Raw genomic sequence first — 19,156 nt, 5'->3', positions numbered from 1 at the left:
CACAAAAGTTAACGTTAACATTGAGAATATGAGATCATGATCAACTTTTCTTATTCGCTGCAATCGATACCCGCAGTCCATAATCACGTATGATCCTTTTACATCAGTAAGTTAGTTATATAACCTGTGGCAGAGTGATAAGGCTGGAGCAAAACAATGGCATCCCTGAAAGATGTGGCAAAACTGGCAAACGTCTCGCTGATGACTGTATCCAGGGCATTAAACTCCCCGGAACGCCTGAAGCCGGAGACATTGTCTCGCGTACAGTCCGCTATCGATGCGATGAATTACGTGCCCGATTTATCGGCAAAAAAAATACGTGGTGCTCACGCGATTCCAAAAACCATCGGGGTGTTAGCACTGGATACCGTCACCACCCCCTTTTCAGTGGAAATCACACTCTCTATTGAAGAAACGGCACGCGCACATGGCTGGAACAGCTTTGTGGTGAACATGTTTTCCGATGACAGCCCGGAAAATATCGTCGATCTGCTTCTCTCACATCGGCCGGATGGCATTATCTATACAACAATGGGATTACGGCAGGTGCCGCTACCCGGGAAGTTGTTAAACCTCCCCTGCGTACTGGCCAACTGCGAAAGCCTGCATCAACAGGTTGCGAGTTATATTCCGGATGATGAACGTGGGCAGTATGCTGCGGTGCGTGCACTTTTTTCTGCAGGCTATCGTCGCCCGCTCTGCTTACATTTACCTGAAAATCAAGTCGCTACCATCAGACGTCGCAAAGGTCTGGAACAGGCATGCAGGGAAGCAGGTATAGCGCCTGATACACTCGACCACTATTACATGGGATATGGGGATGAACATTATCGCGATATTCCCAACAGGGTTTTAGCGCATATCCATCAAGGCATACCTCAATTTGATTCAATTGTGTGTGGAAATGATCGTATCGCCTTTATGGTCTATCAGACTCTGCTGTCACAGGGGTTAAGAATACCCCAAGATGTCGCGGTGCTTGGCTACGATAATATGGTCGGTATTGGCGATCTATTCTTACCATCACTGTCAACGGTGCAATTACCCCATTACGAGATCGGTCGTCTTAGTGCGCTTCATATTATTAACGGTGAGTCTCATCAGAAAACGGTGGCCGTTGAAAGCCCGTTGCTACTTCGTGAATCGGTGTAAAAAAACAACGTAAATCTGCCTTGCTCGTCCAACGCAATCGGCTTAGCTCACCGATACTTCCTCACATGCCACCCATTCGTAAAGTGAAGGAACATAAATAACATCGGTATCAGTGTCAGGAAGATTGAAGCGTCTGTGCTGCGTCAATCAGAAGAATATTCGTCACACCATTGAGAGCTACCATCCGACATATTACTGCAGGGTGCAAATGATGAAGCACAGTCCAACACTGTATTTAATATAACTTCAGACGTATTCATGAGGTCTCATGATCGAAACCCGGCTTCTTGTCCAGTTCATTGCCGTTGCAGAAGAATTACACTTCAACCGCGCCGCGCAGCGACTCCATATGGCGCAGCCCCCCCTGAGCCAGGCTATCCGCAGGCTGGAGCAGGAAATGGGGATTTCGCTGTTTGATCGCACCAATCGCAGCGTGTCGCTGACGCCTGCAGGAGAAGACTTTCTCGAATCCGCCAGAGAGGTATTGCGTATTCTTGACGAAGGCGTTGAAAAAAGCCGCCGGGTGTCACAGGGTATTGAAGGCCATCTCACCCTCACCTTTATCAGCATTGCACAGTATGGCCCCCTGCTACACGCCCTCAGGAACTTTCGTGCTGCCTTCCCTGCCGTCTCTTTCACGATGAATGAGGCCACGACGCAAGAACAGGTTGATGCCCTTGAGCAAGGACGCGCCGACCTGGGATTTATGCGGCCGCCAGGCAGAACCTCGCCTGGCCTGCGTTTCGACGCCATATTGCGCGAACCTGTCATGATCGCTTTGCCTGCTGAACACCGCCTTGCAAGCTGCGAGAGCATCCCACTGGCAGCACTTCAATGTGATCACTTCGTTTCAGCCCCCCGCCACCTGGGCCAGGGTTTTCATGACCAGCTTGTGCAGCTTTGCGAAGCGGCTGGATTCACACCTCACATTGCACAGCAGGCCCGGCAATTGCAGACACTCGTTGCACTGGTTGCCAGCGGCTTCGGCGTCGCGCTGTTACCCGCCTCACTGGCGCAGGAGCCGCGGAAGGACGTGATATTCCGGCCACTTGAGGTCGATGCGCCGGCCGAACTCCAGCACGTTGAACTGTTAATGGGATGGAATGAGCACTCACCTTCTCTCATCCGCGACAAACTCATCGAAGAAATACGCAATGCAATGCCGCCAGGCCTTGATTAAGACTATTTAGGTCTTATTAGACTACAAATAATATATTTTACTGGCTACGCGTGGCGTCCCATCATCGTGACACCTAAATTCACGGAGATTCAACATGGGACAGAAAAACCCACTTACCGATGCGCTTTTGAAGGATGCGGTAGCCATCATCACCGGCGCAGGACAGGGCCTGGGACGTGCCTACGCGCAGTTACTGTTAGACCATGGTGCGCGCGTTGTTATCAGCGACCTCGGCACCAACCGGGCCGGTGAAGGCGCCAGTAAAGATGTGATTGCGGAAGCTGGCCGTACCCTGCGCGCTGACAACGGACAATTGATCACACACAACGGACGCCTGGATAATGAGGATGGCTGCAGGGAGCTCGTGGAGCTGGCTATCACCCACTTCGGTAAGCTGGACATCCTGATTCACAACGCAGGCTGGGTGGACTATCAACGTATCGAAGACCAGAGTGATGATTTCCTTGAACGTGCCATCGGCATCAACATCCGTGCGCCGATTTGGCTGAGCAAATATGCCTGGCCATACCTTAAGCACTCTTCATCACCACGGATCGTGCTCAACACCTCTGATCGCGCCCTGTTCCAGCAATATGCGCAGCCCGGCCTAGTGGCTTACGCTGCCGGTAAGATGGCTCAGGTGGGCATCATGAATGCACTGAGCCTGGAAGGCGAGCAGCATGGGATTCTTGTCAATGCTATCTCCCCTGTTGCCAAAACACGCATGTGGGGAAGCATGCCGTCACCCGAGAACCTCAAACCGGAGTGGGTCGCACCGGGCGTCGTGTATCTGGCCAGTCCGCTGTGCCATGACACAGGCTACATCCTTCGCGCAAGCAACGGTCATTTCACCGCAACCCGCTTTTGTGAGAACCCCGGCGTTGTTTATCCCACTGACCTGGCGCGTGTCGAATGTGAGAATGTGGCTGACGTCGCCCGCCAGTGGCAGCAGATCAAAGAGTGTGAATATGCATAACGATTATGATCTGTGCAACATTGCTCATGTCGGCGCCACGTTAGGCGAAAGTCCGGTCTGGGATGCTCAGAAGGGGCTTTTGTACTTCGTGGATATCGTTGAAGGGCGGATCAACATGCTGCGGCCAGAGGGAAAGGTCGACCGTGTTTATGAGTCCGCTGCACGTATTGGCGCCCTGGCGCTCACTGACAGAGGGAATCTGATCTTCACTGAAGATGCCCGCGTTGCCATGCTCAATCTGGAGACCGGTGCAGTGAGCCACGGCTCTCCCATTATCCATGAAGGCACGAGCTATCGTTTCAATGATGGTGCCTGCGATCCACAGGGACGTTTTGTTACCGGACTGATGAACGAGCGCCCGGATGGCAATAGCGGTGCCCTGTACCGATTCGATAGTGCACTGAATGCCCGGTTAATCCTGCCGGGAATTGCACTGCCCAACGGGGTGGCCTGGTCGGAAGATGGCCGTACTCTGTTTTTCGTTGATTCGGTAGCATGTGCAATTTTTCAGGCCACCTGTTCGGCGGAGGGCTTGCCAGGCGATATCAGGTTATTTGTTGAGACACCCGCCGAACTCGGCCGTCCTGACGGTATCGCTCTGGATAAGGAGGGAGGGCTGTGGGTATGTCAGTTCAACGGGGGATGCCTGCTGCGCTACGACAGCAACGGGTGTCTGAGCGATCGTGTCATCATGCCCGTTCCGCGCCCTACCAGTTGCTGCTTTGGTGGAGAGGATCTCAAAACATTATTCATTACCACCGCACGCTTTGCTATGACGCCTTCGGAGTTACTGACGTCCCCAAGTGCCGGGGATGTGTATACGATTCATCCCAGAATATCGGGCAGCCGAAGGCATCTGTTCAAAGAAAGACCACTATTCATGCCGTAGCAATCCTTGCTGATGGCGAATGCCTGTGGCGCACCCAGGCACGCGGTAGATCTCAGAAATCACCTGCATCGTGGCGTCTTCGATTGTTCCTTCATTACGGCATAAAACCCAGCCGTTATCGGCAATTTCCCGTTCGAACGCCTTGCTACAGGCAACATGTTCTTCCAGTTTATGAATCACCGTACTGCTTAGCCCACGCGATCGGGCCGCGGCCCTTGCCCATGAAATATCAGGCGCAGTCACCACACCGACATGCAGGTCTGGCGTTCGCACGTTTCGTTCAAGGTTAAGCTGTAAAATCTCTGCGAAGGGAACCATGCGGCGAAACGCGGCATCCGATGGATACCAGCGATCCATCAAGATAATGCTGTCCTGTGGCTGTTTAGCCAGCACGTGCCGGGAAATCCAGGCGCGGCTGGCGGCCAGGCGCTCACACACCTCCCATTCCAACGCCAGGGTGGGTTGTCTGGCGAGCCTGTTAACGAGAACCATGATTTCGCGCCTGTAGGGATCGCTTTTTTTCTCGCAAAGCCGGATCACCTTCTTGTTGTCAGCCCTGAGGGCTTTGGTCATGGCCTCCAACAGTGTGGTTTTACCGGCGCCTTTGGGCCCATCCAGCGTCACAAACAGCGGACGACTCATGGTTCAAATGACGCTTGATAGACGGTTTTTGTAAAGCTCACATCAGGCAAAAGCATCTTACGTCCTTCGTATGTTTTGATCTGCGCGCTACTCATGTGGACGCGTTGCCCGTTTTCCATATTCCGACAACATTGCCGTTGCTTCATCCATCCGTTGACGATCAAGTTTATAGAATACCCAGTTCTTGATACGTTTCGAGGTCACAATTCCGGCTTTAGCCAGATTTTGTAGATGGCCTGTCACTGTGGGCTGACTCAGACCAATTTTTTCGGTGATAAACCCGACACACACACCGTCCTCAACCAGGTCGCCGTCCTGCTGCTCCGGAAAATGTGACCTTGGATCGGACAGCCATTCAACAATCACGAGCCGGTGCTCATTACCCAGGGCGCGAAAAATATCGGCCATTAACGTCTTTGAGTTGTTCATATAGCCAATTACCTATATAGTCATTTTCTTATATAACTTCAGGAGAATACTATGACAAACCCCGCACAAAGGCCAATGGGCAGTGTCACGCTGAAAGATATTTATGCCGCTTCCCGGCGAATTAAGGCAACAGTATGCAGGACACCGCTGGAGCCTTCGCAGGAACTGTCTGCCCTTGTCGGGGCGGAGGTCAGACTCAAGATGGAAAATCTCCAGCATACCGGTAGCTTTAAGCTGAGAGGCGCCGCAAACGTTCTTGCCAGTCTTGATGCTGAACAGCGAAGCACCGGCGTCATCGCCCCGACGGCGGGGAACCATGGCTTAGGACTTGCCTGTGCGGGGCATGTAACAGGCATACCCGTATCCATATACTTACCGCATTCAGCAGACCCGATGAAGGTCTCGGCGATGAAAAATTATGGTGCTCAGGTGAGCTTTTTTGACAGTATTGAAGACGCAAGGCAAGCCGCTATTGCCGCAGCGCAACAGTCCGGCGCGACGTTCGTCTCCGCCTACAATAATGAGCAGATGATTGCCGGGGGCGGCACCGTCGGTCTGGAAATTATGGAAGACTGGGCAGATGCTGACGTTATTCTCGTGAACATCGGCGGCGGCGGGCTGGCCTCAGGTATTGCGACGGCCATCAAAGCCATTAACCCTGCTGCCGAAGTGTGGGCAATACAAAGCGAAGCGAGCCCGACATTTGCGCGCTGGAAAGACGCTGGCGAGACGATTCCTGTGGAAATAACGTCATCAATCGCCGAAGGCATCAGTGGCTACATAGAGCCCGAAACGATGACCTGGCCACTGATACGCGACCGTGTCGATCGTGTTCTTCTCGTCTCAGAAGCCGAAATTAAAGCAGCGATGGCGTTAATGCTTAATCTGCATCGCCATGTTGTGGAGCCTTCAGGAGTGCCCGCAGTTGCGGCAGTCCTTCGTTATGCAAAAGAACTGAGCGGGCGTAACGCTGTCTGCGTGGTCAGCGGTAGAAACATATCTGGCTCCCGCTATCTCGGATTAGTGAATGAGGCCACACGCTGAAGAAACGACATCCTCAGCCGTAGTCGATTGAACGATGAGCGTTTCCAGGCGTTGGAGCGGCGAGCCGTATTGATGATAGGCATCGGCAATCACCTGCCCTGCCAGGCGCCAGAGCTGATAGCTGGACTCCGCCATCTCGGTGTTGAGATGATGGATCATGGTGGGTGAGTCGCTCCCTGCTAACCAAAATTCAAACAGCTGATCCCGTGCATATTCCCAGCGATTTTCTTGCTGCATCTCTGTGATGGCACTGAAAAACTCCGTCGACGGCTGATTCATGATCCAGTCCAGGAATATCATAGCAGGCACGCGTTCAGTTAAACTTTCCGCTAAGTCCACGGCGATCCAACTGGCGTGGGCGACGGAAACCGGGACAACGCGCTTCAACCCGAGATGTTCAATGAGTGCCAAAGCGTCAGCGAATAACGCTGCCCCGTCAAAATCCTGACCATCGGTGGAAGATTTCCCATGGCCCCGCCAGTCTGGAGTGACAACCCGAAAAGAAGCGGCTGCCAGGCAGGGAGAGCTGGCAGCCATTAACGCCTTACTCACTCATGTTTAGAGAGGCATTCTGTACTCGATAACCCCCGGTTTCTCGGCCACCCAGTCATAAAGCCTCTGTGCCGTTACGTTCTTTTCCTGGGTATGCCAGTATAAGCGCCCACACTGGCGCTCGCGGGCCTGCCGTTGCACATAGTCAATCAGATGCTTTCCTGTCTGTTTACCCCGACTATTGGCGGCCACAAACAGATCTTCTAGATAACAGAAATCACTGACCGACCATGTTGAGCGGTGAAAAACATAGTGAACAAATCCGAGGAGGGTCTCCCCCTCTTTTGCGACAGCGCAATACATCGGTTCATCAGCATCAAAAAAACGCCCCCATGTTGCTAATGTCGTCTCTTCTGGCAGCTCAACACCATAGAATTTCTGATAGCTCAACCAGTAAGGTAGCCATGCTGAGTAATCTGCCTCTTGAACGGGCACCACGGAAATTTCTAAATTTTCATCATTCATATCAATCACTTTTTTAAAATGAAACGTATCAGGTGATGAAAGAGTAACGCTGACAGTGGTATTGTATAAGGCACACTTTGTTTATTTTTTATGGGTCCACTTTGGCGATGAAAAAGAACGCGGCCAGCTTTCCCAGCATATTGTTAAAAAACGGGAAAATTAAAGAACAGTTCTATTCGGTGATCAAAGAACTGATCCTGAATGGTCAGCTTCAAACAGGGAAAAAACTCCCCTCCAGCCGGACATTTTCTGAAATGATGTCCATATCAAGAAACTCTGTTCTCGCAGGCTTAGAACGCCTGACTGATGAGGGCTACCTGATCGCTAAACAAGGATCGGGAACCTATGTGGCATCGATCATTCCTGATGAGGTGATGCACAGTCAGCCGCAAGCCTCTTATCTACCGGCGAGCCTTGATAAGGGGAGCCCCGACATTAATCCGCATATGCAGGTCATGAGAAACATATGGGATGAAACGCAGCCCTGCTCGGGGCAAAATCTGACGTTTAATATTGGCGTCGGCTGCAGAGATTTATTCCCTTATGAACTTTGGGGTCGCCTGTTAGGACGCACCTGGCGTCAGTTCCGCCACCAGGATGGAAAACTGAATGAACTCCAGGGGTTTAAACCCTTACGGCAGGCTATCAGTAAATATGTCTGCACCACGCGCGGCCTTCATTGCACTGAGCAGCAGATACTGATTGTTAATGGTACCCAGCAAGCCATGAATCTGGCCGCGCAGGTGCTGTTGCAAAAAGGGGATGAAGTCTGGCTGGATGAGCCGGGCTATGATGGTGCGTTAGGGGCGTTTACCGCCATGGGGGCTACCCTTCGTCCTGTCATCAGTGATAACAATGGCATGGACGTTGCGTATGGCATCAGGCACTGGCCCAAGGCCAAATTGATTTTCACCTCTCCCTCTCACCAGTTTCCGCTGGGCGGAACATTAAGTTTATCCCGCAGGCTGGCGCTACTGGAGTGGGCCGCTGAAAATAACATGTGGATATTCGAAGATGATTATAACAGTGAGTTCAGGTACACCGGCCAGCCAATACAAGCCCTTCAGGGGTTAGATAAACATCAGCGCGTGATCTATGCAGGAACCTTCTCCAAAATGATGTTCCCGGGATTTCATTTAGGTTTCCTGGTGGTTCCAGAACATTTAGTGGCGTCTTTTAACATTGCCAAATATTACGCCGATACACGCACCTCGTATTTAGAACAAACGATCCTTGCCGCTTTCATTTCTGAAGGCCATTACGCCCGTCACGTCAGGCGGGTGAGAAAAGCCTGTCATGAACGCCAGCAGGTGATGATTGAGGCCATCAAATTATATCTGCCGGAAGTCGTCTGTGTGGAGCCGTCGGATTCAGGTATTCATCTTGTCTGCTGGTTAGCGGATAACCTTGAAGAATCCGTCATCATTGAGCAGTGCCGTCAAGCGGGTTTAGGCGCACAGCCGCTTTCACGCTACTGCCAGACCAGGCCAGCGAAGCAGGCGATTTTGTTCGGTTTTGCCGCGCATCCACCGTCAGAGATCGTTGAAGGCATCAAGAAACTGGCTCAACAACTTGCTGAAAACAAAAGAGATTGAAACTGATAAACAGCCTGTTGCCTCTGTGCAGAGATAACGAGTCTCCCCGTTATCTCCCTGCATATCCCGTTCAGCGCGTGCCGGTAGACTCATTAACAAAATGCTCGTAGGTCCGTAGCGGACGTCCCAGCAGCGTCTGCAAACGCTCCACCGTTCCTTCTGCCGCCTGCATCCCGTACTGCTGAATGCCCGCCATCATCAGGCTCATATCATAGGCCAGCCAACCGGGGCTCCAGGCGGTCATCTGCTGCTCAAAAGCGACCACGTCATCACCGCCGTAGCCAACTTCACGCCCCAGCGCTGCGCTCCAGACGGCGGCGACACGCTCACCGGTCAGAACGTCCGGGCCCACCAGCGCCAGGGTGTTGCTCTCCAGTGCTTCGGGTGCCCTGTCACGCCGCAACAGTTCCACTACCGCGATATCGGCAATATCCCGCACATCGATCATGGAAACACCCGCCGAACCGATCGGCATCGGATACACCCCATACGCTTCAATGACCTTTTGCACCGAGGCTTCGTTCTGCATGAAATAGGCCGGACGCAGAATAGTCGCCGGGATATTCAGGCTTTTGATCATACGTTCAACCGTATATTTACCGGTAAAGTGCGGTACGTTGGTGTACTTTTCCGCATGGATCACCGACAGATACACCACGCGTTCGATACCCGCCTCACGGGCAAGATTCAGGGTGATAAGGGCCTGGGTGACTTCATCGGGTGTCACCGCATTCAGCAGGAACAGGGTACGCACCGAGGCTAAAGCGGCGCGCATTGCCGCGACATCGGTCATGTCACCCGCGACTTCAGTCACACCGGCCGGAAAAACGTGTTTACCCGGCTGGCGCACCAGCGCCTTGGTGTCTGCGCCCGCATCAGCAAGACGCTGACAAATCAACGAACCCAGCGTGCCCGTGGCACCAATAACAAGAATGGTCATATTTATCTCCAGAATGCGTCAGATAGCGCCGGTTAGCGCAGAAAATCGGCCACTACTTTGCCGATACGCGGCGCCGTGCGGTGACGTTCAATGGCCTGCGGGATGTCGTTAAAGCCGACGATCTCGCTGACGTGTGACTTCAATGCTCCGCTGGCAATGCTGGCGGCCAGCGTTTCCAGCTGCGTGCCGTCCGGCGTGTTCATAAACCACAGCCCACGGCGCCCGGCAGGTGTGCGGGCAACAATGTCGGGCGAAGCCGTGCTGATGATAACGCCCTGCCCCGACAGCACCGGCCATGAGCGATCCAGCACGCCGCCACCAACATAGTCGAGGACAAGGTCAATATTGCGGGCAAGCGATTCAAACGGTTGCGACTGATAGTCGATAATGTGGTCGGCCCCGAGGCTGCGCACGTATTCCATGCCTGCCGCCGCCACGGTGGCAAACACCTCTGCCCCGGCCTGTTTAGCAAACTGCACGGCGTAGCCCCCCAGCCCTCCGGCAGCGCCGTGGATCAGAATGCGTTGCCCGGCGGAGATCGGGCCAGCATAGTTAAGGCTTTGCCATGCAGCGACGGCGGCAACGGGGATGGCAGCAGCGTGGATATCGTCCAGTCCTGCCGGTGTATGGGCCAGATTTGCCTCACTGACGACGACGAAATCCGCATACGCCCCGATTCGCCCCAGCGATCCCATCACACGGTCACCGATACGAAAACGCGAACAGCCCGGGCCCACGGCCTCAACAACACCTGCCAGCTCAATGCCGAGAACGGCGGGCAACGATAAGGGAAACGCATCGCGGACGTACCCTTCTCTCACCTTCCAGTCGAGGCCATTAATACCGGCGGCGTGTACCCGCACCCGTACCTGACGCTCTCCCACGTCGGGCAGCGCTATATCAGCCACTTTGGCGGCATCAGCCCCTCCGTACTCTCCGATGACAACGGCTCGTTGCGTCATACTCATGATCTGTTCCTCTGGTCTGTTAGGATGAATGAACGATAAACCGTTGCGCAGACAGAGAGCAGACTCTAAATTAGAGACATGTCGTTTCAAAAATGGAACAGTATGGATCTCAATGCTCTGGTTGATTTTGCGCTTGTCGCCACCCATGGCGGGCTGGGGAAGGCCAGCCGCGCCAGCGGCAGGTCTAAAGCCACGTTATCGCGTCATATCGCGGATCTTGAACAACAGCTTGGCGTACGCCTTATCGAGCGCAGCCCCAGAGGGCTGAGACTCACTGAGGCGGGCGATATGCTGATGGCCAGAACATCGGGGTCAATGAACGAGGTGGTGGAGGCCATGACGTCGGTGCGGGAAGGGATCTCTGTTCCACGCGGGCACCTGCGCGTGGCATCACCCGTGTTGTTCTCGCAGCTCACCATGGGGAGAATAGCTGCCGAGTTTTGCGCCGCGTATCCGGAAATCACCCTTGAAGTGGTGGCAGAAGACCGCATGGTGGATCTGGTGGAGGAACATTATGATGTGGCCATTCGTATTAACCCGCGCCCCGACAGCAGCCTGACGGGGCGATGCTTTGCTGAAGACCGCCAGATTGTGGTTGCCGCGCCCTCCGTTACCCTGCCCCAGCCGGGCCTGGTCACTCAGGTTCCCGCCATCGTATTTGGCAACGCACAGCCATCGCTGTGGAAACTGGACGATGGCCGCCTGGTGATTGAACCTCTCCCCCGCCTGAGGTTTTCCTCTTTTCTGATGATCCGCGACGCCGCCATCGCCGGTGGCGGTGCCGCGATTATTCCTCAGTCTATTGTCGGCAACGCCCTTGCCCGCGGCGACCTGGTGCAGTGGGGAACGGTGTCAGATGTCAAGGTGGCGCTGTGGGTGCTGCATACCTCGCGGCGTTTAACGGCGCCAAAGGTCAGGGCATTCGTCGATTTTATCTGCGAACGCTACCCTAAAATTGCGCTGGTGATGACGGGATAACACCGCACCGGATGCGCTCACCTCACCGGTTATTTCTCTGCGGCACATCGACCGAAAACCTGGCCGTTCTTGCATCACGTTCATACCCCTGCAGTTCCGTCAGTATCTGGTATAGCTCAGGACGGCGACCGTGGATCCAGCGGCGGCCCGTGCTCATCGCCAGCAGGGTTAAATCGAGTTCGGCGCTGACCATGGCATCGCCCGCCGCCCAGGTTTCCTCAATAATGCTGCCGTAAGGGTCAATCATCATGGCATTGCCGGTACGGACTTCGTCTTCATCCGCACCAACGCCGTTACTGAATAAGATAAACACCCCGTTGTCATGAGCACGCGCTGGCAGCCAGCGCATCAGCCAGCCGCGACCATTCGGGCCTCTAAAAGCAGCGGTCAATTCCTCCTGGCGCGTCGCCCGTTGCTCCCAGAGTTCCAGCGGGATCGGCTTCATGCCGCAGGGACTGCGGGATTGCGTGCCCCCTGTCTGGTGCGGTGCGAGAAGAATATCGGCACCCAGCAGCGCCGTGGCGCGCACATTCTCCACCAGGTTGTTATCCCAGCAGATCAGTATCCCCACTTTCACTCCCCAGGGGGTGTCAAACACCGTGAACCGATCGCCACTGCTGATCGCGGGATGTTCAAAGGCATGAAGCTTGCGATGTGTATGCAGTGAACCGTCGGGCAGACAGGCAACGTAGGCGTTATACAGGCGGCCATCGTCGGCACGTTCGATCAGCCCGGCACCAATCAGCATCTGATGCTTGACGGCCAGCGAACGGATCAATGCCAGAGAAGGACTGGTTTCAATCGGCTCTGCCAAAGCTGAAACCTCAAAAGAGGTCAATTTAGGAACATGCCAGTAACCGGTGATACACATTTCGGGGAAGGTGAGGATCTTCACCTGTTGCAGGGCGGCTTGCTCGATAAACTTCTCCATCATCAGGAGATTATAGTGTTTGTTACCGGCCTGATGCTGAAACTGCACGGTGGCAGCCTTTAATGATGTTAACGCGGACATAATGATTCTCCAGCGGGGGTCAAAACACCATTACACCCGGTTGACTGATAACGGTATAATCAAATGATTTCCCATTCTGATAACTTTCTGGAATGTAATAATGAACCTGCGGTTGCTTAAAGCCTTTGTCACGCTGGCAGAGAAAGGTAATTATGCCGACGCGGCACAGGCGCTGTTTGTCTCGCAGCCCGCGTTAACCAAACAGATTAACCTGCTTGAGTCACAGCTCACTCTGTCGCTGTTTTCACGTGGCCGTCACGGCACCACGTTAACTGCCGGCGGCCGGCGCTTACTGCCAGAAGCGAAGAAGGTGGTCAGGCAGGCCGCGCTGTTTCTCCAGCATGCAGAGCAGGTCGCGAAAGGGAGTGAAGGCAGTCTGGCCGTGGGATTTGGGCTTTCCAGTTTCTACTTAGCCCCGCGCTACATCGCAGAATTTCGCCAATGTTATCCCGGTGTCGACGTCTCATTAACGGATCTTCCCTCAGCAAAACAGGACCAGTTGCTGCAAAGTGACGAGCTTCAGGTGGGGTTTGTTCGCGTTCCACCCAGCGAGCCGCTGGATTACCTGCCGCTGTTCAACGATCGGCTGGTGTTAGTGACGCCGGATACAACGTGGGTCAGTGCGGCAGAGTGGCTAAAAAATCGCCCTCTGTTGCGGCTGCATACTGAACGCGGCCGTGGGCTGAATACACAGATTGATCGCTTCTTGCAGGACAACGCGCTTTATACTTCCTCGACTCAACTGGCTGACGATATTCATACCATCGTCGCGCTGGTGATTGCCGGTACGGGCGTGGCGCTTTTGCCACAAAGCGTTATTCATATTGCGCCACCGGGGTTGAATATTATTCCGTTAAGCGGCGAGTCGTTAAGCTGGCAGGTGGGCATCGCCTGGCATGCCAGTACGGAGGATCTCATCAGGGATAATTTTATTGCGCGGATAAAAGCGGGTCTCACCCGCGAAGCGTCTTCTGAAACAGGCTCCGCAGGTGAGACCCGCCACGGCAGCGGAGGCCGTGATTAAGCCTCCGGCCAGTATCACTACCAGCTCACACACACCTTGCCAACGTGTTGACCGCTTTGCAGGTGGGCAAATGCCTCACCCAAACGCTCATAGCTGAAGACCTTGTCGATCACCGGTTTCTGCGACATCAGTTCCAGCGCCTTCACATAATCAATCTGGTCCTGACGGCTGCCGACAATCAGCCCCTCAATACGCACCTGTTTCGCCAGGATGCTGAAAATCGACAATGCCGCATCCGTACCGGACAACACGCCGATGACGGCAATATGCCCACCGACTTTCACCGCCTTAAGGGACTCATTAATCGTGGCAGGGCCGCCGACCTCAACAATATGGTCAACGCCCAGGCCGTGAGTGAGTTCCAGCACTTTATCCCCCCACTCCGGGGTGGAGCGGTAGTTAATGGTGTCATCGGCGCCCAGTTTGCGCACCATCGCCAGTTTTTCATCAGAGGACGAAGTGGCAATCACTCTGGCCCCCATAGCTTTGGCCAGCTGTAACGCAGCAATCGACACACCGCCGGTGCCCTGTACCAGCACGGTCTCACCCGCCTTTAAGCGACCGTTGACCACCAGCGCCCGCCACGCGGTCAGGCCGGAGGTCGTGATGGTGGCCGCCTCGGTGTGCGACCAGCCCGCAGGAGCGGGAGTAAAGGCATTGACCGGACGCACCACCACTTCGCTGGCCAGGCCATCAACGCCATCGCCTGGCGTATGCGCAAAACCGCCCACCGCCGGGGTGGCTTTGCCTGCTGCCCACTGCGGAAAGAAGGTGGAAACCACGGCATCACCCACGCGGAACTCCGTTACGCCTTCGCCTACCGCCTCAACAATTCCGGCACCGTCCGACAGCAGAATACGGCTATCCTCCACCGGCATAGCGCCGGTGGCCACCATCAGGTCATGGAAGTTAAGCGAGCTGGCTTTGATGGCGACCCTGATTTCCCCTTTAGCGGGTTGGCCGGGATCCTTCACCTCGGTGAGCTGAACACTGTCCAGATTAAATGGGCTGGTAACCGTGACTGCTTTCATTATCTTCTCCTGGTTTGTACATTTCTGGCACATGCCATCGACTCAGTGCCGTCAGGTATACACCCGATGCGGATTCGCCAGATAAGCACTTCGCGCTGTTACGCGGCGTTAATGCCCTGCGCCTCTTTTACCCACTGTAAGCGTAGCAGCAATGCCACGGCGATAAAGCAGGCACCTCCGGCGCACAGCATGGCGAGATGAAAACCACTTTCCATCGCTGCTGTGTAGCGTGCGCTAAAATCAGCGACGACCGAGGTGGGCAGATGCCGCGTCACCGCCAGGTGGGCAATCTGCGCAGCATCGCTAATACCGCTGACATCGAGGGAGGCCGTCAGCGTGCGTATTGCCTGTGCGCTCATTAACGTTCCCAGTAACGCAATGCCGATGGTCATCCCCGCCTGGCGCAGCGCATTCATCATGGCGGAAACTGACCCGGCCTGCTCAGGCGGCGCCATCGCCATCACCAGCATGCCCGTGCCCGGAACCGCCAGCCCGGCCCCGGCCCCCAGCAGCGTAAACAACGCCCCCACCTGCCAGTAAGCGGAGTTCGCATCCAGCAGCACCATAGCGATCATCGACAGGCCCGCCAGCCCGTAACCCGTGACCATTAATCCACGCATCGGCAGCCGCGCACTCATGCGGCCAAACAACAGCGACACCAGGCCGGTGACGACAAATAACGGCATCATGCGCCAGCCTGCTTCTGCGGGTGCCCAGCCTTGAATCTGTTGGAGGAAAATCGAGAAAAAGAACAGACAGCTGTAGTAAGAAAAACCGAGAATAAACGACGCCAGATTCACGCTGACAAATCCCTGCTCGCGCAGCAGTGCCAGCGGCAGCAGCGGGCGCAACGTCCGTTTTTCCACCAGCGCGAAAAGCATAAAACTCACCAGGGCACAGGCCAGAATCGCCAGTGGAAGTTTGCCGGTAAAGCCGTATTGCCCTGCCTCAATCATTCCCCAGGCCAGCGTTCCTAACGCGACAATCCCCAGCAACTGGCCCGCCGTATCCAGCGCCGCGTGGTCAGGATATTTACGCTCCGGTATCCCCCACAGCCCTGCAGCAATCGCCACCAGGCACAGTGGGATATTGACCAGAAAGATACTTTGCCAGCCCAGCCACTGGAGCAGAACGCCCCCCAGCAGCGGCCCGAGGATCAGCGCCAGCGCGCTAAACGCCGACCACCCGCCGATGGCATGCGCGCGCTGGCGGGCATCAGGAAACGCGTGGGTCAGGATGGGCATCGCCCCTGAAATCAGCAGCGCGGCGGACACGCCCTGAATGGCCCGCCCGGTCAGCAGCATGCCGAGGCTGGGCGCCACACCACACAGCAGAGACCCGCCGGTAAACAGCACGACGCCGCTCACCCAGGCACGTTTATGACCGTAACGATCGGCCAGCGGACCGGCAGAAAGCATAAAAGCAGACAGGCAAACGGCGTAGGCATTGACCACCCACTGCAACCCGGCAATATCCGTATCCAGCGCACTCTGCATGGTGGGCAAAGCGACATTCACAATGCTGATATCCAGTGAGGCAAGAAAAGTGCCAAGGTAAGCCGCAGCAAGCGCGGCATGATGACGGCTAAGACGCATGATAATCCCTAACGTGATTGGCTGATTTTACCCAACCCTAGCAATTGACTGACCGACGGTCAATCAAAATCCGACACAATGGACACTCTGCCAGCCATCATTATACCGCCCTTCATCCCCCCGGCTGTGCATCCTCCCGTTCCGGTGTTTTCAGCCCCAAATGTCCCCGGAAGGTGGTCGCGGTGTACTGCTCTCTCAACAGCCCCCGGCGCTGTAACACCGGGATCACCTGGGTGACAAACTCCTCTGCGCCGCCGGGAAAATGAGAGAACATCACGTTGAATCCATCGGCCGCCCCGCTCTCCAGCCAGTGTTGCAGGGTATCGGCCACCTGGGTTGCCGTGCCCACCATTTCCAGCCCCTGATAACCACAAATGCGACGCGCCAGCGCCAGGATGCTGAGACCCTCCCGCCGCGCCAGTTGAACCACCCGTTCACGCCCGCTTTTGCTGGCATTACTTTCCGGCATCGCGGGCAGCGGGCCATGTTTATCGTACGGCGAAATATCATGCCCAAGCGCCACGGATAAGGTGGCAAGGCTGCTCTGCTCGTCGACCAGACTGTCGAGCAGTGCTCTTTTCGCCTGCGCCTCTTGTGGCGTTTCCCCCAGCACCACGAACGCCGCCGGGATGATTTTCAGTGCATCAGGGCGGCCAGCAGCCTGCGCCCGGGACTGCATATCCTGGTAAAACTGACGGGCAGAGACGAGATCCGTCTGGTAGGTGAAGATGACTTCTGCCGTTTCCGCTGCCACCTGCCTGCCGGCTTCAGACGCCCCGGCCTGCACAATCACCGGTCGCCCCTGCGGAGGACGGTCAACATTTAACGGCCCGCGTACGGAAAAATACTCCCCCTCGTGATTGAGCGTATGCATCTTTGCCGCATCAAAAAACACGCCGCTGGCGGCATCACGGCAAAATGCATCCTGCTCCCAGCTGTCCCACAGCCCGTTCATCACCGACGAAAACTCGCGCGCACGCGCATAACGCAGGCCGTGCTCCATATGTTCAGTGACACCAAAATTACCGGCCTCGTTGGCATTACTGGAGGTCACCAGATTCCATCCGGCCCGGCCTTCGCTGATGTGATCCAGTGTGGCCAGCCGCCGGGCGAGCATATAAGGCTCATTGTAGGTGGTGCTGGCGGTGGCAATCAGCCCGATATGCTGCGTGACCGCCGCCAGCGCAGGGAGCAGCGTCAGCGGATCCAACGTCACCGTACTGTGCCCCCGCGCCAGGGCCTCGGTCGATACCTGGCGCAGCGCCAGCGTGTCGGGCAAAAACAGGCCGTCAAACCGCCCCTGCTCCAGCGTCCGGGCAAACCGTTTCATGTGTTTAAAGCTGCTGTGAAACTCGGGGATGGCGCCGGGATAACGCCATGCACCGGCATGAATGCTGGGCATCGCCAGCAGAATAAGTTGAGGTGTTCGAGTCATACGGCGGTCTCCTTGAGGCTTAACCAGTAGCCGGATTGATAAGGCACGGGAAGAAAACGTTCATGTAACTCGCGGAAGGTGGCTTCCGGGTCAAGCGCGGCAAACAGCTCAGGATGCAGCCACTTCGCCACGCGCTGAAGGGCGATAAAATAGTAAGGATTGTCATAAAACGGGTGCCAGATGGCATACACCTGCTGTTCCCTGACGGCACGCAGCGTGCGGTACGCCGGACGCTGCATCAGGCGTTGCAGGCGCGCATGCCCTTCCTGCGCATCGGCCCCTGGCCCCAGATTCACCCAGTCACCGCCGGGGGAATACAGTGACCAGTTCGCGCCGGTGACCAGCACCACATCGGGGTCGGCGTGGATCACCTTCTCCGGGCTGAGAGCACCAAAGGTGCCAGGCAGTAGTTGTGTGCCCAGGTTACGCCCCCCGGCCACCGCCACCAGTTCACCAAAGTTGCCGTCACCGTAGGTCAGGCAACAGTCGTCATAGAGTCCTGCTGCGCGTTCAACCATCACCAGGGGGCGCGTGGTTAACAGTTTAAGCGGCTGTATCACCCGGTCGATCTGCTGCTGACGAAAGCGTAAAAAGTCGGCTACCCTTGCCACTCTGCCGAACAACTCCCCCAAAATCTGCATGCTGCGCCCGGTGTTGGCGAACATCCTGGTCCGAAAGTCGACGAACACCACCGGGATCCCCGCCTGCTCCAGCAGGCGCAGTAAACCGGAGGTGGTTGCTGCACCTGCCGAGCTCAGGTTCAGCACCACAATATCGGGCTTCAGCGCAATCGCCTGCTCTCCGCCAATCGCATCAACCGTCTTACCGGAAAAGCGTGGGATCTGGTCGATATGGGGAAACTGCCGCTGATACGCCCGATAACTATCGAGGTCGGCGGCGCGGAAGTTATCTCCCCAGGCCACCACGCCCTGAAAGGGATCGTCGGGGCGCAGCAGCGCCAGTGCATACGCCAGGGTGCCGTCACCCAGCAGAATACGGCTGACCGGCGTGTGAATCCGCACTGAGCGCCCGGCGATATCAACCACAGACTGCGTGGCGGGTTTTGCTGCCAGTGCCCGCGTGGTCATCAGAACCCCCGCGGCCAGCAGGCCAGTGAGCAGCGAACGTCGCGAGGTGCCGCCAGATACGGCATCACTGACACGTTCACGGCGATGAGTGGAGGACGGTTTTTGCATCATGAGGACATTATTCTGTTAGCGGAGAAAGAAAGAATCATAACATTGACCGA

Annotated in this window: 19 protein-coding genes; 8 read left to right on the top strand and 11 right to left on the bottom strand. The window is 55.7% G+C overall.

From position 1 onward, the window contains the following. The first annotated feature begins 156 nt into the window (after positions 1-156). The 4 genes from HHI26_RS21365 (at position 157) to HHI26_RS21350 (ending at position 4,197) form a co-directional block, all read left to right on the top strand. Positions 157-1,152, top strand: a complete 996-nt coding sequence (locus HHI26_RS21365; protein ID WP_133843201.1) for a LacI family DNA-binding transcriptional regulator — start codon at positions 157-159, stop codon at positions 1,150-1,152. A gap of 268 nt (positions 1,153-1,420) precedes the next feature. Beyond that, positions 1,421-2,332, top strand: a complete 912-nt coding sequence (locus HHI26_RS21360) for a LysR substrate-binding domain-containing protein (RefSeq protein WP_171149668.1) — start codon at positions 1,421-1,423, stop codon at positions 2,330-2,332. A 94-nt stretch (positions 2,333-2,426) separates the two neighbouring features. Then, the gene (locus tag HHI26_RS21355) at positions 2,427-3,308 is read left to right on the top strand and encodes an SDR family NAD(P)-dependent oxidoreductase (protein WP_171149667.1); all 882 of its coding nucleotides are present in this window, start codon (positions 2,427-2,429) and stop codon (positions 3,306-3,308) included. After that, on the top strand, positions 3,301-4,197 hold the full coding sequence (locus HHI26_RS21350) for an SMP-30/gluconolactonase/LRE family protein (protein ID WP_171149666.1): 897 nt from the start codon (positions 3,301-3,303) through the stop codon (positions 4,195-4,197). Before HHI26_RS21355 ends, HHI26_RS21350 begins: the two co-directional genes overlap by 8 nt. Here the strand turns inward: HHI26_RS21350 and HHI26_RS21345 are convergent. After that, positions 4,183-4,839, bottom strand: coding sequence for a dTMP kinase (locus HHI26_RS21345; RefSeq protein WP_171149665.1), 657 nt, complete (start codon positions 4,837-4,839; stop codon positions 4,183-4,185). The genes HHI26_RS21350 and HHI26_RS21345 overlap by 15 nt on opposite strands. An 87-nt stretch (positions 4,840-4,926) precedes the next feature. Continuing rightward, positions 4,927-5,268 carry a metalloregulator ArsR/SmtB family transcription factor gene (locus HHI26_RS21340; protein ID WP_133843191.1) on the bottom strand — a complete coding sequence of 114 codons (342 nt, stop codon included), beginning with the start codon at positions 5,266-5,268 and terminating at the stop codon, positions 4,927-4,929. Between the two features lie 51 nt (positions 5,269-5,319). Here HHI26_RS21340 and HHI26_RS21335 point away from each other — a divergent pair, with 51 nt between their 5' ends. Beyond that, the gene (locus HHI26_RS21335) at positions 5,320-6,312 is read left to right on the top strand and encodes a threonine/serine dehydratase (RefSeq protein ID WP_171149664.1); all 993 of its coding nucleotides are present in this window, start codon (positions 5,320-5,322) and stop codon (positions 6,310-6,312) included. Here HHI26_RS21335 and HHI26_RS21330 read toward each other — a convergent pair. Then, entirely contained in the window at positions 6,289-6,849 is a 561-nt protein-coding gene (locus HHI26_RS21330) for an alpha/beta fold hydrolase (protein ID WP_133843189.1), read from the bottom strand. The genes HHI26_RS21335 and HHI26_RS21330 overlap by 24 nt on opposite strands. A gap of 21 nt (positions 6,850-6,870) precedes the next feature. Continuing rightward, the gene (locus HHI26_RS21325; RefSeq protein ID WP_171149663.1) at positions 6,871-7,329 is read right to left on the bottom strand and encodes a GNAT family N-acetyltransferase; all 459 of its coding nucleotides are present in this window, start codon (positions 7,327-7,329) and stop codon (positions 6,871-6,873) included. Positions 7,330-7,436: 107 nt separating this feature from the next. On the opposite strand from HHI26_RS21325, the gene HHI26_RS21320 reads away from it, so the two are divergent. Then, positions 7,437-8,924 carry a PLP-dependent aminotransferase family protein gene (locus tag HHI26_RS21320; protein ID WP_171149662.1) on the top strand — a complete coding sequence of 496 codons (1,488 nt, stop codon included), beginning with the start codon at positions 7,437-7,439 and terminating at the stop codon, positions 8,922-8,924. A gap of 70 nt (positions 8,925-8,994) precedes the next feature. Here the strand turns inward: HHI26_RS21320 and HHI26_RS21315 are convergent, their stop codons facing one another. Both HHI26_RS21315 and HHI26_RS21310 read right to left on the bottom strand, forming a co-directional pair. After that, positions 8,995-9,864 (bottom strand): NmrA family NAD(P)-binding protein, encoded by an 870-nt coding sequence (locus tag HHI26_RS21315; protein WP_171149661.1) that lies wholly within the window; start codon positions 9,862-9,864, stop codon positions 8,995-8,997. Positions 9,865-9,896: 32 nt separating this feature from the next. Then, on the bottom strand, positions 9,897-10,832 hold the full coding sequence (locus HHI26_RS21310) for an NADP-dependent oxidoreductase (RefSeq protein ID WP_171149660.1): 936 nt from the start codon (positions 10,830-10,832) through the stop codon (positions 9,897-9,899). Between the two features lie 102 nt (positions 10,833-10,934). Between HHI26_RS21310 and HHI26_RS21305 the strand changes: the two genes are divergently transcribed. Next, positions 10,935-11,810 carry a LysR substrate-binding domain-containing protein gene (locus tag HHI26_RS21305; protein ID WP_159336977.1) on the top strand — a complete coding sequence of 292 codons (876 nt, stop codon included), beginning with the start codon at positions 10,935-10,937 and terminating at the stop codon, positions 11,808-11,810. Positions 11,811-11,832: 22 nt separating this feature from the next. On the opposite strand, the gene HHI26_RS21300 is transcribed toward HHI26_RS21305, so the two are convergent. Then, entirely contained in the window at positions 11,833-12,822 is a 990-nt protein-coding gene (locus HHI26_RS21300; RefSeq protein WP_159336978.1) for a nitrilase family protein, read from the bottom strand. Positions 12,823-12,922: 100 nt separating this feature from the next. Between HHI26_RS21300 and HHI26_RS21295 the strand changes: the two genes are divergently transcribed. Beyond that, the gene (locus HHI26_RS21295) at positions 12,923-13,846 is read left to right on the top strand and encodes a LysR family transcriptional regulator (protein WP_133843175.1); all 924 of its coding nucleotides are present in this window, start codon (positions 12,923-12,925) and stop codon (positions 13,844-13,846) included. Between the two features lie 17 nt (positions 13,847-13,863). On the opposite strand, the gene HHI26_RS21290 is transcribed toward HHI26_RS21295, so the two are convergent. The 4 genes from HHI26_RS21290 to HHI26_RS21275 all read right to left on the bottom strand — a co-directional run bounded on the left by HHI26_RS21290 (position 13,864) and on the right by HHI26_RS21275 (position 19,106). After that, a complete protein-coding gene (locus HHI26_RS21290) occupies positions 13,864-14,877 on the bottom strand; it encodes an NAD(P)-dependent alcohol dehydrogenase (RefSeq protein WP_167864468.1) in 1,014 nt (337 codons plus the stop codon). Positions 14,878-14,975: 98 nt separating this feature from the next. Beyond that, positions 14,976-16,472, bottom strand: coding sequence for an MFS transporter (locus HHI26_RS21285; RefSeq protein WP_133843171.1), 1,497 nt, complete (start codon positions 16,470-16,472; stop codon positions 14,976-14,978). A gap of 112 nt (positions 16,473-16,584) precedes the next feature. Next, a complete protein-coding gene (locus HHI26_RS21280; protein ID WP_171149659.1) occupies positions 16,585-17,907 on the bottom strand; it encodes an LLM class flavin-dependent oxidoreductase in 1,323 nt (440 codons plus the stop codon). Then, positions 17,904-19,106, bottom strand: coding sequence for an ABC transporter substrate-binding protein (locus HHI26_RS21275; protein WP_205945656.1), 1,203 nt, complete (start codon positions 19,104-19,106; stop codon positions 17,904-17,906). The genes HHI26_RS21280 and HHI26_RS21275 overlap by 4 nt, the downstream gene beginning before the upstream one ends. Positions 19,107-19,156 lie beyond the last annotated feature (50 nt).

Source organism: Erwinia sp. JH02, from assembly GCF_013074405.1.
Classification (GTDB): Bacteria; Pseudomonadota; Gammaproteobacteria; order Enterobacterales; family Enterobacteriaceae; genus Erwinia; species Erwinia rhapontici.
The sequence above is the reverse complement of the archived record's forward strand: the minus strand, read 5'-3'. Positions and strand labels throughout refer to the sequence as shown.